The organism is Cobetia sp. PS-4MA (genome assembly GCF_057670765.1).
Genome location: NZ_CM173107.1, coordinates 1458703 through 1474834, shown reverse-complemented (window position 1 = coordinate 1474834; position 16132 = coordinate 1458703). Strand labels below are relative to the sequence as shown.

12 protein-coding genes are annotated in these 16132 nt (G+C 60.0%); 8 read left to right on the top strand and 4 right to left on the bottom strand.

From position 1 onward, the window contains the following. Positions 1–67: 67 nt before the first annotated feature. From AC26AR_RS06310 to AC26AR_RS06300, 3 genes are all read left to right on the top strand, one after another. Positions 68–1786: an alpha-amylase family glycosyl hydrolase gene (locus tag AC26AR_RS06310; protein ID WP_175090557.1), complete on the top strand. Its 1719-nt coding sequence runs from the start codon at positions 68–70 to the stop codon at positions 1784–1786. Positions 1787–1976: 190 nt separating this feature from the next. Then, complete coding sequence (locus tag AC26AR_RS06305) at positions 1977–3032, top strand: LacI family DNA-binding transcriptional regulator (protein WP_488107761.1); 1056 nt, start codon at positions 1977–1979, stop codon at positions 3030–3032. Positions 3033–3112: 80 nt separating this feature from the next. Then, on the top strand, positions 3113–4105 hold the full coding sequence (locus tag AC26AR_RS06300) for a nucleoid-associated protein (protein ID WP_488107760.1): 993 nt from the start codon (positions 3113–3115) through the stop codon (positions 4103–4105). A gap of 106 nt (positions 4106–4211) precedes the next feature. Here the strand turns inward: AC26AR_RS06300 and AC26AR_RS06295 are convergent, their stop codons facing one another. Continuing rightward, on the bottom strand, positions 4212–5090 hold the full coding sequence (locus tag AC26AR_RS06295; RefSeq protein ID WP_488107759.1) for an ABC transporter substrate-binding protein: 879 nt from the start codon (positions 5088–5090) through the stop codon (positions 4212–4214). Positions 5091–5449: 359 nt separating this feature from the next. On the opposite strand from AC26AR_RS06295, the gene AC26AR_RS06290 reads away from it, so the two are divergent. Continuing rightward, the gene (locus AC26AR_RS06290) at positions 5450–7477 is read left to right on the top strand and encodes a TonB-dependent receptor domain-containing protein (RefSeq protein ID WP_488107758.1); all 2028 of its coding nucleotides are present in this window, start codon (positions 5450–5452) and stop codon (positions 7475–7477) included. A gap of 264 nt (positions 7478–7741) precedes the next feature. On the opposite strand, the gene AC26AR_RS06285 is transcribed toward AC26AR_RS06290, so the two are convergent. After that, a complete protein-coding gene (locus AC26AR_RS06285) occupies positions 7742–9076 on the bottom strand; it encodes an aspartate aminotransferase family protein (protein WP_024952243.1) in 1335 nt (444 codons plus the stop codon). Further along, a complete protein-coding gene (locus AC26AR_RS06280) occupies positions 9076–10185 on the bottom strand; it encodes a phosphotransferase enzyme family protein (RefSeq protein WP_488107757.1) in 1110 nt (369 codons plus the stop codon). Before AC26AR_RS06280 ends, AC26AR_RS06285 begins: the two co-directional genes overlap by 1 nt. Before the next feature lie 225 nt (positions 10186–10410). Here AC26AR_RS06280 and AC26AR_RS06275 point away from each other — a divergent pair, with 225 nt between their 5' ends. From AC26AR_RS06275 to AC26AR_RS06260, 4 genes are all read left to right on the top strand, one after another. After that, entirely contained in the window at positions 10411–11406 is a 996-nt protein-coding gene (locus AC26AR_RS06275) for a helix-turn-helix domain-containing protein (protein ID WP_417285514.1), read from the top strand. A gap of 311 nt (positions 11407–11717) precedes the next feature. Beyond that, on the top strand, positions 11718–12842 hold the full coding sequence (locus AC26AR_RS06270) for an ABC transporter substrate-binding protein (protein ID WP_417285515.1): 1125 nt from the start codon (positions 11718–11720) through the stop codon (positions 12840–12842). Next, positions 12835–13902, top strand: coding sequence for a FecCD family ABC transporter permease (locus AC26AR_RS06265; RefSeq protein WP_176676771.1), 1068 nt, complete (start codon positions 12835–12837; stop codon positions 13900–13902). The genes AC26AR_RS06270 and AC26AR_RS06265 overlap by 8 nt, the downstream gene beginning before the upstream one ends. Then, positions 13896–14645 (top strand): ABC transporter ATP-binding protein, encoded by a 750-nt coding sequence (locus AC26AR_RS06260; RefSeq protein ID WP_417285516.1) that lies wholly within the window; start codon positions 13896–13898, stop codon positions 14643–14645. Before AC26AR_RS06265 ends, AC26AR_RS06260 begins: the two co-directional genes overlap by 7 nt. On the opposite strand, the gene AC26AR_RS06255 is transcribed toward AC26AR_RS06260, so the two are convergent. Further along, positions 14623–15522 carry a DMT family transporter gene (locus tag AC26AR_RS06255; protein WP_417285517.1) on the bottom strand — a complete coding sequence of 300 codons (900 nt, stop codon included), beginning with the start codon at positions 15520–15522 and terminating at the stop codon, positions 14623–14625. The genes AC26AR_RS06260 and AC26AR_RS06255 overlap by 23 nt on opposite strands. Positions 15523–16132: the final 610 nt, after the last annotated feature.

Here is a 16132-nt window from a genome sequence, read left to right as displayed (position 1 = left end):
AGGCGAGGCCTTTCACGCCTGCCGGCTTCCGTGTGACTAGCGCCGCATCGACGACAAGGAACGTGCAATGACGCCTACCCAACTTCATCGCCATGCCACACACGACTGGTGGCGTGGTGCAACGCTCTATCAGATCTATCCACGTAGCTTCATGGACGCCAATGGCGACGGTGTCGGCGATATCGCCGGCATCATCCAACGCCTGGACTACCTCGCGACCCTGGGGGTGGACGCGATCTGGATCTCCCCCATCTTCACCTCGCCCATGCAAGACTTCGGGTATGACGTCTCGGACTACCGTGACATCGATCCCCTGTTCGGCACTCTGGAGGATTTCACGCGCCTCATCGCCCGCGCACATGAGCTCGGACTGGCCGTCATCATTGATCAGGTGCTGTCACACAGCTCCGATCAGCATGTGTGGTTCCGGGAAAGTCGCCAGTCCCGGGACAATGCCAAGGCTGACTGGTACGTCTGGGCTGACCCACGTCCAGATGGCAGCGCGCCCAACAACTGGCTAGCCGCCTTTGGTGGGCCGGCCTGGACCTTCGATTCGCGGCGCTGCCAGTACTATCTGCACAACTTCCTCGCCAGCCAGCCGGATCTCAACTTCCATCATCCCGAGGTGCGTCAGGCACAGCTCGACAATCTGCGTTTCTGGCTGGAACTGGGCGTCGACGGATTCCGCTTCGACACCGCCAACTTCTACTTTCATGATCGGGCGCTGACAGACAATCCCCCGTCATCGGACGACTATCGTAGCCGCGGGCATCCCCGCAGCTATCAGCTGCTGAAGCACAATGCGGATCAGCCAGAGAATCTCGACTATCTGGAAGAGATTCGTGCCCTGCTGGAGGAATACCCGGGCGCCACCAGTGTCGGCGAGGTCGGGGGCAGCGACCCGCTCCCCGCCATGGCAGCCTACACCGCGGGTCAGCACCGCCTGCACATGGCCTACACCTTCGACCTGCTCAACAGCACGGGAGATGCCATGGCATTGCACGCCGTTCTGGCACGCTTTGCCGAACATGGCGATGACGCCTGGCCGTGCTGGGCGCTGTCCAATCATGATGTTCCGCGCAGCGCCAGTCGCTGGGGTAGTGACCGTGCCCTGTTGGCTCTGACAGTTCTCTGCTCATTGCGGGGCAGCCTCTGCCTCTATCAGGGCGAAGAGCTTGGATTCGAGGAAGCGGAGTTGAGCTACGCCGAGCTGCAGGACCCCTTCGGAATCGCGCTCTGGCCCGAGGTAAAGGGACGCGATGGATGTCGCACGCCCATGGTGTGGGAGCCTCATCGCCATGGTGGATTCTGCGCCGACTCCCTGTCGCCCTGGCTCCCCGTCCATGTTCCACATCAGTCACAGGCGGTCTCGTTGCAACAAGAGGCGCCCGAGAGTCTGCTGAATCACGTTCGCCAACTGCTGGAACTGCGTCGCGAGAATGCGACGCTGAAGACGGGGCAACAGACACTCATCTCCCCGTCCGTGCTGCCGAAGGGTGTCTTTGGTGTGATACGTCACGACCGTCATCAGCGGATGATGTGCCTGGCCAACCTGGGACACCAATCAGGCCACAAATCAGGCCACGACAACTCTCCCGTCATGCTCGATCTGACAGCCCTGCTGGGCTCGCGAACGCTGCATGGCCAGTGTCATGACCCGATAGAGATCGTCTCATTGCCCGGTATGGCCACGCCTATCCTTGAGACAGGCCAATTGAGACTGTCGCCGGGGATGGCAACCTGGCTGGTCGTGCCAGCCGATGCGTCAAGAGACCAGGATGGGTAAAGGAAAGGACCAGCAAGGGGCGCTTGCGACCGACCACCTGCCCGGGGCATTGTCCCGGGCAGATGGCGTGCAAAGGCAGCTCAGTCTGGTCGCACCGCCTCCATCACTTTCTGGGCATTTCTGGTACGTGGCGATATGCTATCTCTGCACTTAATCGTTCAAGCTTTTCATCTTCAGGAACCCGACGCCTGTGTCATCGCCTCGCCGTATCACTCTCAAGGAGCTAGCCGCAGAACTGGGCGTCTCCACCGCCAGTGTTTCCAACGCCTTCAACCGCCCCGACCAGCTCTCGCCTGCATTGCGCGAGCGGATTCTCGAGGAGGCCAAACGGCTGGGCTATCGTGGTCCGGACGCCAAGGCGCGAAGCCTGCGTACGGGGCGCTCACGGATCATCGCCGTGGTACTCGCAGAGACACTGACCTACAGCCTCAAGGATGCCGTCGCCAGCGAGCTGTTGTCGGGCATCGCCGAAGTGCTGGACGCCCACGGCCATACCCTGCTGCTGCTCTCGGGTCGCCAGGATGCCTCTCAAGTGCCGGGGTCTTACAGCATTGCCGATGGCTTCATCGTCTACGGGCTGATGGCCAGCATGGCGCTGGTGGAAGAACTCCAGAGCGCGGGTCACAAGCCCATCGTGGCGGTCGACTTCGATCTGGGCGACCACCCCGCCATCCACGTGGATGATGAGCCCGCCTGCTACGCCATCGCGCGACATGCCCTGAAGACACCCGCCAGTCGCATCGGCATCGTCAACCTGCGCCTGACCGAAACAGCCTGCAACGGCCGCATCACCGAAGCCCATGCGCTGCTCCCGGCGGGTCGAACCATCACCCGCTCGCGACTGGCGGGTTTTCATCGTGCGCTGACTGAGCGGGATATCTCCCCCGATTCTGTGACGATGTGGAACATCGAGGAAAACACCTACGAGGTCTGCGCGCCGGTGCTGGCAGAGATTCTGGATCTTCCGGCCAGTGAACGGCCAGACCTCCTGATGTGCATGTCCGACCGCATCGCGTTGACCGCCGTGACCTTGGCGGAACAACGTGCCATCCGGATTCCCGAAGACCTGCGTATTACCGGCTTTGATGGTATCGAGGAAGGGCAATATCGCTCACCACGCCTAACCACGGTCCAGCAGGATAGTACCGAGAAAGGCCGCCTTGCCGCGCGAATGATTCTAGGGCTGGAACCCGCCTCGCCTCGCCTGCTCACTACCCAGCTGATCCAGGGTGAAACCTGTCCGTGAAGAGACCTCGCGGAGAGTGACGCTATGGGACTTGGCAGGTATTATCCCCAGCCCGTTCATCGCACCCGAGGGAGGTTCCCATGCCGATCCTGCACAGCATCATTCACCGTATCGACAAGGGCAATAGCGAGACGCCGGCCCAGCTGGTGCCTGCCGCCACCACCCTGGCGGCATCCGATGCACTGGAGGATCTGGTGTCCGGGCTCAATGATGCCTACCACGGCAAGGCCAAGAACTGGGGCCGTTTCAATGAAGACGCGCCTGCCGCCTTCCCCACGGAACTGGCGGCCTTCCTCGCAGGTGATAGCGATTTCGCGAACCTGACCCAGACGCTTGCCAGTCGTCTCATGCCGTTGATCGATGACAACCTCCCGACAGGCGGCCATCTGCTGGTGGTGGATCACCAACAGGGCGAGACGCGTCATCTGTTCATGGCGTTGCTGCATCATCGTGATGGCTTCGCGATCAACGAGACCCTTGCGGTGACGCCTGCCCGCCAGCTCAACCTGACCCAGATGTCATTGGCCGCGCGACTGGATATCAGTCAGTGGCAAGGCAGTTCGACCTCTCACCCCTATCTATCCTGGGCGCGTGATCGCGGACGCACCAAGCTCGCCGAGGCCTTCGCCGAAACGCTGGGTGCACAGGAGCAGCGGGATGCCGGCCAGGAAACCCGTACCCTGCTCAAGGCGTTCAGCGACTATGTCGAGAAGGAAGACATGGCCGAGCAAGCCAGCCGCGAGAAGACCGACACCCTGGTCGATTATGCCACCGACCAGGCCAAGCTCGGTGAGCCGATTACCCTTGATCAGCTGTCTGAGCTGATCGATGAGGAGCGCCCGCAGGCCTTCTACGACCACATTCGCAACAGCGACTATGGGCTGTCACCGGAAATCCCGCCGGACAAGAAGACGCTCAACCAGTTCAAGCGTTTCACCGGGCGCGCCGCGGGCGTCTCGATCAGCTTTGACTCGCACCTGCTGGGCGACTCAGTTGAATACGATGAGGCCAGCGATCGTCTGATCATCAAACAGGTCCCGACGGGCCTGCGTGATCAACTCAAGCAGCGCTGAAGCCTCAGATCAGACAACATCGCCTGATTCATATCCGTCAGACACACGAAGGCCAGGCAGATGCCTGGCCTTCGTGTGTCTGACAAGAAACCGTGTGCCCCGGCCTTTACAGCCCTTCGAGAATCTCATTCATCTGGGCACGCACACTCTGCAAGCCATTGCCGGAGAGATACCAAAGCCCCGGGGATAGTACGGTGACACCAATGTCCGCGCCGCCAGCATCGGCCAGCGCGGCCTTAAGCGCGTCAGCATCCATTGGGGTCTGGCCAATGGCAGCACTGCGATCAACCACATACAGAGTATCCGGCGCCATCTCGGCAATATTCGCTGGCGTCAGCGGATAGAAAGTACGCTCACCACGGCTGACCGGCTCCACGGAGTTCGGCAGCGCCGGCTGATCGATCTGCAGCAGCTCAGTGACGATCGGCTCCTGGCGCAGAACATAACGACCGTCGTTATGGATCACGACCAACGCGTCAAGATTTTCCGCCAGCCCTTCACGCGCCGTCGCAATATCCGACTCGAGCGCTGCCAGCTTCTCACGTGCCTTTTCTTCAGCATGATACGGGGACGCCAAGCTCAGTACCTTGCCGCTCAGTGCCTCGAAGTAGTTGCCTTCTTCGAGAGTGACATCACGCGTCTCCGCCACAGCCTTGAGTGCCTCAAGTGATCCAGATTGACGACCGGTGACCAGAATCAGGTCCGGCTCCAATCCCGCGATCGCCTCGACATCAGGCTCCTTGAGCCCGCCGATATCTACCCGACCTTTGACCAGGTGTGACACATAGGCGGGCGCAGACTGATGTGGTACCCCGACGAGATGCTCGGCTAATCCCAGCTCATCCAGCGTATCGGCAGCGCCCCAGTCCAAACTCACGACGGAAGGGCCATGCTCTCCCCCGCCGACTTCGTGTGCCTGGGCACTAATAGGTAAAGCAGCCAACAACAGAGTAGAAACAGACAAGGTGAGCCCAGCGACGTTCATCGACATTCCTTTTGTTGAATAATAATTAATATCATTTGCGTTTGCGATCCTAGCACGGCTATTTCCTCAAAATCATGCAACTGTGCGTTGCACAACCCGCAATTTACGAACGACTCCATGCCACCACTGAGGGTTGCGCAGAACGCAACTCTGACAACAAAGAAACACACCTAAACTAAAAAATACGAATGTTTATCATTTGTTTTCTTAAATACGAAAAAAAAGATCGACACTGATGCGATGACGTCTGTCGTATTCCTTACCCGAAGTCGACGTCAACAGAGCACTCAGTGGCCCACAACCCTAAAAAACCTCGTGGCTCAATAACGACATAATCGCGACCTCAAGGATCCAGGAACATGACAGTCCCCGCACTCCCCTTTGCTCGATCGGCCTTGGCTATCGGTATCGCCGCCGCTTGCCTACCTGCTGGCGTACAGGCTGACGAATCCAGCCAGTTGGAACCTGTGGTGGTGACAGCTTCCGGCTACGAGCAGGTGATCTCGGATGCCCCTGCCAGTATCTCGGTCATTACCGGCGAGCAGCTAAACAAGCAGTCGTACACGGACATCACAGATGCCATGGATAATGTGCCTGGCGTCTATGTTACGGGGGGCGGGAATTCTCAGGACATCAGTATTCGAGGGATGGACAACAGCTACACGCTTTACATGATCGATGGCCGCCCTCTCTCGGCTGGCCGCTCCGTCAATACCAATGGCAATGATGAAGGCAAGCAGATTGGCCTCCCCCCAATCTCGATGATCGAGCGAGTGGAAGTGATTCGCGGACCGATGTCATCGCTGTACGGCTCACAAGCCATGGGCGGCGTCATCAACATCATCACAAAAAAAGTGGCGGATGATTGGTCGGGGTCTGTCACGACGGAATACACCCATTCGCTCAACGACATCAGCAATGACGGGCAGCAACTGAGCTTCTATACCAGCGGGCCGCTCATCGAAGGCCTGCTCGGTCTCAAGGTCCACGGAAACTGGACCGGTTATGAAGAAAGCGATTACCAGGGCGGTAGCGACAATGCTGAAAGCATGCCCGACAGCGACACACGTCAAGGAGGTGCCGAGTTCACGCTGACACCAGATGAGGACAATGCGTTCACGCTCGGCTATACCGCCTCCAAGAAAGAATACACTCACAATGCTGGCGTGAGCATCGCAGATGATTCCGAAACCAGTCGTTATCGCTACGACAAGGATGTCTATACCCTTGGCCACAAGGGAAGTTACGGCAGCTTCCTCACGGACACCTATCTGCAGCACGACATCTCGGAGAACGTGCTGGATTCCGATGATGAGAAACGCGAAGAAGTCACCACGCTCAACAACCAGACCACGTACTTCTGGGGCGACCATATGCTGACCTTCGGCGGTCAGTACAAATTCGAGCAGCTGACCGATGAGACCAATGGTTTGCTGGATTCGAATGTCCCGGGGGCCGTCGATAACGTCGATCGCTGGATCGCGGCGCTATTCGTCGAGATGGAATGGAGTCTGACCGAGGACCTCAACGTCACCACCGGCTTGCGCTACGACGATGACGAGCTGTTTGGCGGACATCTCTCGCCGCGCGTCTACGCCAATTATCACCTTGACCCGCAATGGACACTCAAGGGCGGGGTTTCCACGGGCTATAGTCAGCCGAGCCTATCCGCTGCGACAGAGGGCTTTGGACGTCGAACCGGTCGGGGCAGCGCTGTCATCATCGGTAACGAGGAGCTGGATCCGGAAACCAGTACCAACTACGAGCTGGGCACCGTCTTCCAGAACCAGTCTGGCACGCTCAGCGCCGGCGCCACCCTGTTCTACACCCAGTTCAAGGACAAGATCTCCGAAGACCGCCTCTGCCAGGGCCCGGATGAAGGTTTCTCCGATCCCGCCTTCCGCGAGTGCAGCTATGCCGGCACTGATTACTATTTCGTCAGCACCTACCGCAACATCGACGAAGCTGTCATGCAGGGTATCGAGCTGTCACTGGACTATGCCATCACGCCAAGCGTGAACCTTAGCTCCAGTTACACTTACACCGATTCCGAGCAGAAAAGTGGTGAATTCAAGGGCGAGCCCTTGAACAAGATTCCGGAACATATGCTCAACGTGGCGCTGGACTGGCAAGCCACTCACGACCTGAACCTGTGGGCACAGGGGAACTACCGTGGCGAAACCAGTGATTATCTGTCACGGACCAGCATGAGCGAAGGCACGCCCAGCTATACCTTCTTCGATGTGGGTGTCGTCTATGCCTTGAACGAGAACGCTCGCGTCAAGGCTGGCCTCTACAACATCGCCGACAAGGAAGTCACCAATGATACCTACGGCGTGGTACTGGATGGCCGCCGGTTGAACCTGGGGCTGACCATGGACTTCTGACCCTCAACTAGAAGCATTCATGCTGACGCGACAAGGGGAGCCGAGGCTCCCCTTGTCGCGTTTCAGTTCATAACCTAAAAATAGGACGTCAGGCATGAGGGCCGGTGTCATCATCAGCATCTTCCATCAGATCCACGATACTCGCTGCCATTTTCCTCCAAGAACCACTCGCGGAAAGCTTGCACCTTGGCAAGTGTTTCAATTGCAACTTGCAGCTCCGCAGCGGAGTTATTCACCGATGACCCATGACGTGTTGCGAGTGGGTTACCTGGCAGTCGTTCTCAAGGATTGCTCGAACCTGTCCAGGAAGAGGTCGGCTTCCGAGCGTTCGATGCACAGTGGCGGGCGAATCTTCAAGGTACTGCCGGACTTGCCGGCCCCGCCGATCAACACGCCATTGCGCTTGAGGTCGTTGATCAACGCCGTGGTGCGCTGGGCGTCCGGCGCTCCGTCACGCGTCGGGTCACAGAGGTCCAGCCCCAGGAACAGCCCGGCGCCTCGTACATCGCTCACCTCCTCGAAGCGTGCCTGAATGTCCTGCAGCTGTCGCTTGAAGTACTCGCCCTGACGCTCTGCATTGGCCATCAGGTCTTCCTCGGCGATCACGTCCAGCACCGCCGTGCCCGCCGCCACGGCGACCGGTGAGCCGCCGAAGGTATTGAAGTAGCCCACATCAGCGTTCAGGACCGCCAGCAACTCCTCGCGTGCCGCCAGCCCGGACATCGGGAAGCCGTTGCCCATCGGTTTGCCCATGGTCACCACATCCGGCGTCACGCCGTGGCGCGAGAAGCCCCACATCCCCTGCCCCGTGCGCCCGAAGCCGGGCTGGACCTCATCGGAGATGAACAGGCCGCCCCGGGACTGCAGGAGTTCGACCGCGGGCTTCAGGAAACCTGCGGGGTCGGCATAGATGCCATCGCTCGAGAAGATGGAGTCGACCAGCAGCGCCGCGCATCCATGGCCCCTCGCCTCCAGCTGTTCGATGCCGTACCGCACCTGCTCGGCGAACCAGACGGCCGGGTCTGCCTGCTCACTCATCCGGGAGATCGGCAGGATATGTACGTGATCCGGCGGCGTTCCCTGTTTGTAGGAAGACGGTGAAACTTCCGTCACGGCGGCCGTGTTGCCGTGGTAGGCCGCCTCGGTGACGATGATCCCCTGCCGGCCCGTCCAGCCACGCGCCAGCCTCAGCGCCATGTCGTTGCTTTCACTGCCGGTACACATCATCACCAGTCGATTGAGCGCGCGCGGCAGCGTGTCCAGCAGACGCTCGGCATAGCGATGGATGCCTTCGTGCAGATAGCGGTTGTGCACGTTGAGGGTCCCCATCTGTTCAGCGACCGCCTGGACCACGCGAGGATGGCAGTGGCCGATGGACGGCACATTGTTGTAGACATCCAGGTAGCGCTTGCCTTGATCATCGAACAACCAGACCCGCTCGCCCCGGACGATGTGCAGCGGCTCCTCATAGAAGAGCATGGACGTCGGCCCTACCGTTTCCAGCCGCTTGCGCACCAAGGCGCCGATTCGCGCATCAGCCTTGTCGATATGCGCCATGCTGAAGGCGTTCTGATCCAGAATCCCGCGTACCTTTTCCATCACGCCATCCTCACCTTGTCATTGATTGTCCGATCTGTACCTGTCCGATCAACATCCGCCTGATCGTCGTGTTCCTGCATGCCCGGTGTCTGCACGACACCTTGCTGGCCCTCTCGTGACTGGCCCCCTCGTTGCTGAACATAGCGCCGCGCCATGATGGCCGTATCCCGGCTGAAACCATCACTCAGTGTCTTGCCTTCCTTGCTCTCCTGATGCGTGGCCAGCCAGGCACACAGCAGAATGCGACGCAGCATGATGAAGGTATCCAGCATTGCCTCATCTGCCGACGAGAACTCGGCCACCGAGCGGTACCCCTTGATCCAGGCATCGCGCAGCTGCGGGACGCTCGGATCCGTCTCGTGGAAGCTGATCGCCGCAGCGAAGTCATAGGCATACCAGCAGAAGCCGCAGTCATCGAAGTCGATGATCGCCATGCTGTCCTGTGACACCAGCAGGTTGGTCAAGCGCAGGTCGGCATGGACCAGACCGAACTGCTGTGGCGCCGTGCCATACAGGGCAATCTCCGACTTGAGATAGGGGATGGCAGCATTGATGGCCTGGGCCTCTTCCACCGTCATGCCCGGCGCATTTCGCCAATCGCCCCACAGCCCACGGGGCGAGATCATGCTTTCCAGGTCCCAACGCTTGCGCACGAAGCCCTCCGGGGGCTGCCAGCGACGGCTGTGTTCGTGCAGCGTGGCATTCATCGCGCCCAGCCGTTCAAACCACTGCGGCAAGTCATCGCCGATATCCGGCTCACTGCCGACCACATGCTCGAAGGCCACCACGTACAGGGATTGCCCGCCGGCGGAGATGCTCAACACAGGGCTGCCTGTCGTGGTCATGACCGGGGCCGGCGTATTGATCCGTGCCGTCGTGCGCAGATCATCGATCCAGGCCAGCTCGGACTCGATCTCCTCCCGGCAGTGATAGTCCGGGCGGTGAACCCGAATGATGATCCTGCGTCCCGCCTCGTCATCCTCGGCCAGAAAGGTCGCGTTCTCTGACATGGTCAGCAGCGAGATCCGCGAGGTTTCCGCCATGTGCCATTTTTCCAGGCAAGTAACCAACTCGTGTCTTGTTTGATTTATCAGAGTTTCCGTATACATCTCACCACCTCGCTGACATGGGGAGACCGGGGATCTTGCGGTCTCGGTGTCACACTTCGTCTGCGGCCAGAAGCCAGTGGCCAATCTCACGACCCACGATCTGGCTCACGGCATGACTCTGTGCGCGAAAGTTGCATGACTCAGACTAACGACAGCGCGAGGTGATGCGTTATCAGCATCCGGCAAAGCTGAAAACACCAACAAGAACAATGAGTTGATTGATCAATGCACGAAGATGTATCACGAACGGACGACAGTGATGCCACCTGGCAGCACGGGATTTTCGAGCATGCACCAGGCAAGTGCACACGGGAGGCATGGGACGTCAATGAACAGGCGCATAACCTGACCGACTGGTCGCAACACTACGATCAGTACGGTCAGGGCGCCTTCTACGGACGTATCGATGAACTCCATCTGCCGGGAATGCAGGTATTCAAGGAATACACCAGCCAGGCATTGGATCAGCAATGTCATGTCTGGCCGGATTCGCTGTGGATCGGTATTCCCGCCGAGCGACAGCCCTGCCGGATCAATGGCTACGCGCTTGAGAAAGGCGACATCATGTGTCAGCCGGGTGGGCAGGATTTCGCGCTGACCACGCCCGATACCTTCGCGATCCATTGTCTCGTGTTACGGCGTGACTGGCTGCTCGAGGTCGCGGGGGAGTCGGCACTGACGCTAATGGAAGGGGATCCGCAGCACACGATGCGACTCGGGGTGACGCAAGGAACTCGGCGAGGGGTCACCTTCCTGATGGACCGCCTGATCAAGCGACAGGGGCCGGGATTCGAGGTTCAGGTGCATCAGGGCATCCTGTCACTGGCTGTTGCCGCTATTCTTGAGGAATGGACACCTCTCACCGATCGCTACCCCAGCTATCACCACCGACGGCAGGTAGTGGAGCGCGTACGCGAGCATGTAAACCGAGGGGAGCCTGCACCGGTCAGCATCGAGAGTCTCTGTCGTATCGCCCACGTCAGTCAGCGGACACTGCACAACAGCTTTACCAGCATCCTCGGTCTCAGTCCGATGCAGTTCATCCGCTTCAACCGACTCAATCAAGTGCGGCGGCGGCTTTGCGATCCTCAGTCAACAAGCACGATCGGTCAGATCGCCAGCGACTGGGGCTTCTATCATCTGGGCCAGTTTGCCCAGGACTATCGCCGTCTGTTCGGTGAGAGTCCCTCGGGTACCCAGGCGCGCTATCGGGCGAGATAAAGCGTCGCCGTGAAAATAGGCGGGGTGATATGTGTGCTATCAAAAAACCGACTAGATATAAGCTCTAAGCCAAACCATTTTAGTACTGCCGCTGAGATGGCTGGGTTGCGAAACAAGTACAGACTTGATGATGGTCTGAGGGCGGAGCACGCCGGATATCGAGACAGACGAGGCCATATCGACGCTCATCGGGAATTACTTCATAATCGCAACGCAGATGATAATGAGATGCAACCTGTCCCGCATCGATCATAGCCGTGCGGGCGCCAGCATGCGCGATGCATTTTTCTCTCCCTCCCAGCGAGTCACACATGAAGCCTCTGCTTTCCATGACAGCCGGCGGCCTGCTATTGGCCTCCAGCTTCGGCGCTGCCGCCGAAGAGATCACTTTGACGGACATTGCCGGCCGGCAAGTCACCCTTGATGCCCCGGTCGAGCGCATGATTCTGGGCGAAGGTCGCCAAGTCTATCTGCTAGGCGCACTGGAGCCCGAGGCGCCCTTCAACAAGGTAGTGGGCTGGCGTGAGGACTTCTCTCAAGCCGACCCGGACAACTATGCCCACTATGCCAAGCGCTTTCCGGAACTCGAGAAGATCCCGACCTTCGGCGGCTTCAAGGATGGCACTTTCGATGTCGAGCAGGCGGCAGCCCTGAAGCCGGATGTGGTGCTGATGAACCTGGAAGCCCGCCAGGCAACCGAGGACGCTGCCTATGACGACAAACTGGCTCAGCTGGATATCCCGATTGTCTATGTCGACTTCCGCGAGGACCCACTCGCGAACACCACGCCATCGATGCGCCTGGTGGGCCAGTTGCTGGGCAAGGAAGACAGGGCGGAGGCGTTCATCGCCTACACCGAAGAGCAGATGGCACGCGTCACCGATGTCATCGCGGAGCAGGATCCACAGCGCCCTGATGTCTTCATCGATCGCGCCGGCGGCTACTCCGACGACTGCTGCATGAGTTTCGGTCCGGGCAACTTCGGCGAATACGTTGACCTGGCCGGCGGCCACAACATCGCCGAAGGCATCATTCCCTCCACCTTCGGCACCCTGAACCCCGAGCAGATCATCGCCGCCAACCCTGAGCATGTCGTCGTGACAGGCGGAAGCTGGGACGCCTATGTGCCAGGCGGCAAATGGGTCGGTGTCGGCCCGGGGGCCGATCAGGACCTCGCTCGCGAGAAGCTTCAAGCGCTGACCCAGCGTACCGCCATGACGGGCATTCAAGCCGTGGATAACGACAACTTCCACGCCATCTGGCATCAGTTCTACAACAGCCCCTACTACTTCGTGGCGGTTCAGAAGATGGCCAAATGGTTCCACCCGGAGCTGTTTGCCGATCTTGACCCGGAAGCCACCATGCAGGAGCTTCACGAACGCTTCCTGCCCGTGGACTACGCACCTGGCTACTGGGTCTCGCTGAAAGATGAATGATGTCACCTCTTCCGCTCCCCTCTCGCAAGGGGGGAGCCACTACCGCGCCTCGGTGGTCAAACGGCAGCTGATCCTGGTGTCACTGGGCGTGGCGCTATTCTTGAGTCTGTGTCTGGACCTTTCGCTCGGGCCGGCACGCTTCCCTCTCGATGAGGTCATCGCGGCATTGATCTCACCGGACTCCGTGAGTGATCAGGTGCGGGTCATTCTGTGGGAAATCCGCATGCCCGTCGCCCTGATGGCGCTGGTGGTCGGTGCCAGCCTGTCGGTGGCCGGCGCTCAAATGCAGACCATCCTGAGCAACCCCCTGGCCAGCCCCTTCACCCTAGGCATCTCGGCCGGGGCCAGCTTCGGTGCCGCGCTGGCACTGGCCTTTGGCGTCGCGATCATCCCCGCCGCCATCGATTATGTGGTTCCCATCAATGCCTTCGTCATGGCCATGATCACGGCCTTCTTCATCCACGCCTTGAGCATGAAGCGTGGCGTGACGATCGAGACCATCGTGTTGCTCGGCATTGCCATGGTCTTCATCTTCAATTCGTTGATGGCCCTGATCCAGTTCTTCGCCAGCCAACAGGCCGTGGCCGCCGTGGTCTTCTGGACCATGGGCAGCCTGACCAAGGCCACCTGGCCCAAGTTCTGGGTCTCACTCGGCGTTCTGGCCATCGTGCTACCGCTGCTGGCACGTCATGGCTGGGCACTGACGGCCATGCGCCTGGGAGATACCAAGGCGGAAAGCATGGGCGTCAAACCCAAGGCGCTGCGCCTGGAAGTGCTGGTACTGGTCTCACTACTGGCTGCCATCGCCGTGGCCTTCGTCGGCACCATCGGCTTCATCGGTCTGGTCGGTCCGCATATCGCGCGTCTTCTGCTGGGGGAAGACCAACGCTTCTTCGTGCCCGGCTCCGCCCTGTGTGGGGCGCTGATTCTCTCGATCGGCTCGGTGCTGTCGAAGATCATCCTGCCCGGTACGGTGATCCCGATCGGCATCATCACCTCACTGGTCGGCATTCCCTTCTTCCTGTTCCTCATCCTGCGACAGAAGTCATCCTCATGGTAACGCTCACGCTTGATCGCTTGTCCGCTCACTATGGTCGCCGCCAGATTCTGGCGGAGGTCACGACGCCCTGCTTCGAAGGGGGCCAGGTGGTGGCCTTGCTGGGGCCCAACGCCGCCGGCAAGTCGACCTTGTTCCGGCGCATCCTCGGGTTGATCGACGGCGGTGGGGAAGCACGCGTCGATGGCGCGACTCGCCAGCGCCCCATCGGCTACATGCCACAGGACACCGGCGTCAATGCCGTGCTGACGGTCTATGAATCGGTACTACTGGCGCGCATGCAGGGGCGCAGCCTGAAGGTTCAGCCTGAGGACATGGCCGAGGTGGAGCGCGCGCTGGACGATCTGGGAATCAGCGCGCTGGGCGAGCGGGATATCGGTGATCTGAGTGGAGGCCAGCGCCAGCTGGTGGGTGCCGCCCAGGCGCTGGTGCAGTCACCCGAGATCCTGCTGCTGGATGAGCCAACCTCCGCACTGGATCTGCATCGCCAGCTGCAGCTGTTGACCATTCTGCGCCGCCTCGCCCGCGAGCGAGGCATGCTGATCATTGCCGCGCTGCACGACCTGGGCCAAGCACTGCGCTTCACGGACCAGGCCATGCTGCTTCAGAACGGCCACCTCATCGCCAGCGGCCCGACCGCTGAGGTGGTCACTCCGGAGCGGCTGCGAGAGGTCTATCGCGTGGCTGCCCGCATCGAGCCCTGCTCCCAAGGGCAGCCACAGCTCATCGTCGAAGAGGCCATTTGATCTGACGCCCTTCGAAGGCGGCCAGCCCTGCTCCTGCCAGCATCAGGGGCAGGGCAAACAGGAAGCCGCTCGAGATGGGAGCATGGAAGATCAGCAGGTCCGCCAGAATCGGCCAGAGCAACGCGACATACTCGAAGGGTGCCAAGCGGGACGCTTCGGCGTAGCGCAATGCCAGTGTCATGCAGATATGCGCGGCACCCCCGAACAACCCCGACAGCACCAACAGCCCCAGCGCCTCTTGTGAAAGCGGCGCCCATCCCATCGGTAGCGTCGCCAAGCCTGCCAAGGCCGAGACCAGGATGAAATAGAAGGCGATCGCTCCGGCCGTCTCGGTACGCGAGATTCGCCTCACCGTCAGCAACGCGCCAGTCGTCAGCAGTGCCGAGAGCACCCCCAGCACGTAGCCGGTCACATTGCCGGTACTGCTCTCGAGGTTCAGCGACGGCAGAATCAGCACCAATACTCCCGCCAAGGCCAGCCCCAGCGCCAACGCCCGCTGGCGACTGAACCGCTCCCCCAGCAACACCACACCGCCTACGGCCATCATGACCGGGGTCAGCTGTGCCAGTAGCGTCGCCTCCGAAATGGGCAGCAAGGCAACCGCCGCAAAGGAGGCAAACATCGCGGCCGCACCGAAACCGGAGCGCAGCAGATGTCCTCCCGGTCGACGGGTCGCCAGACCGCGCGGGAACTCCTTGCGCCACATCATGAAGATCATGATCGGAATCAAGGCAAAGGCCGAACGAAAGAACACCGTCTGCCCCACTTCCACCGTCTCGCTGACCGCCTTCACACACACCATCATGCCGGTGAACAACACACCGGACAGCAATCTGAGAACAATTCCGGCCAAAGGCCGATCCACCAACTCCGTCATGACTGTCGATTCGCTACGCGGCTGAAAGAAAGGCAGCATTCTCCCGATTCCCTCGATCGAATGCCATGACAACGTGCCATGCCAGAGGCGAATTTTCGCGATATTGAGACCAATCCCGAATAGACACCTCTTTTCCCGGTGAATGATATTTACGGCCTCTCATTCATCTGCTAGATTCGATTTATCGAGGCAAAATCCTCGATCGGGTTTGGCGACTCGAATACCTCTAGGCGCATCAGCGCCCCAGACCATGGTTGGCGCTTTTTTGTGTCCGCCATGCGTTATGGCGGTCGTGCGTGGGAGACCCTAGGGTCTGCCGGTTTCCTAGAGTGCCGGTTCGCCAACCTGCGTACGGCCGCCCCCATCACTGTTTGGCGACAGCGGGTGCGGCTCCTCAACTCTAGGAGCTTCAACCATGGTCATTCAGACTACGGCATCTCCGCGTAGCCCCGATCTGCCCACCCCCTATGGCGGATATCCAGCCCCCCCTTCCCAAGACTGTCATGCACGTATCGTTGACAACTGCAGCGAGGTGCTGTCATGACCTCGAATTCTTCTCACACCACACCAACCCGCTCATCTACCCCTCTTGCGCCTTCTGCTACGGGCA

Coding starts and splice junctions, on each gene's coding strand:
- AC26AR_RS06280 (WP_488107757.1), bottom strand. CDS start 10,185: ATGTATACGGAAACTCTGATAAATCAAACAAGACACGAGTTGGTTACT.
- AC26AR_RS06295 (WP_488107759.1), bottom strand. CDS start 5,090: ATGAACGTCGCTGGGCTCACCTTGTCTGTTTCTACTCTGTTGTTGGCT.
- AC26AR_RS06310 (WP_175090557.1), top strand. CDS start 68: ATGACGCCTACCCAACTTCATCGCCATGCCACACACGACTGGTGGCGT.
- AC26AR_RS06255 (WP_417285517.1), bottom strand. CDS start 15,522: ATGACGGAGTTGGTGGATCGGCCTTTGGCCGGAATTGTTCTCAGATTG.
- AC26AR_RS06275 (WP_417285514.1), top strand. CDS start 10,411: ATGCACGAAGATGTATCACGAACGGACGACAGTGATGCCACCTGGCAG.
- AC26AR_RS06290 (WP_488107758.1), top strand. CDS start 5,450: ATGACAGTCCCCGCACTCCCCTTTGCTCGATCGGCCTTGGCTATCGGT.
- AC26AR_RS06265 (WP_176676771.1), top strand. CDS start 12,835: ATGAATGATGTCACCTCTTCCGCTCCCCTCTCGCAAGGGGGGAGCCAC.
- AC26AR_RS06260 (WP_417285516.1), top strand. CDS start 13,896: ATGGTAACGCTCACGCTTGATCGCTTGTCCGCTCACTATGGTCGCCGC.
- AC26AR_RS06285 (WP_024952243.1), bottom strand. CDS start 9,076: ATGGAAAAGGTACGCGGGATTCTGGATCAGAACGCCTTCAGCATGGCG.
- AC26AR_RS06300 (WP_488107760.1), top strand. CDS start 3,113: ATGCCGATCCTGCACAGCATCATTCACCGTATCGACAAGGGCAATAGC.
- AC26AR_RS06270 (WP_417285515.1), top strand. CDS start 11,718: ATGAAGCCTCTGCTTTCCATGACAGCCGGCGGCCTGCTATTGGCCTCC.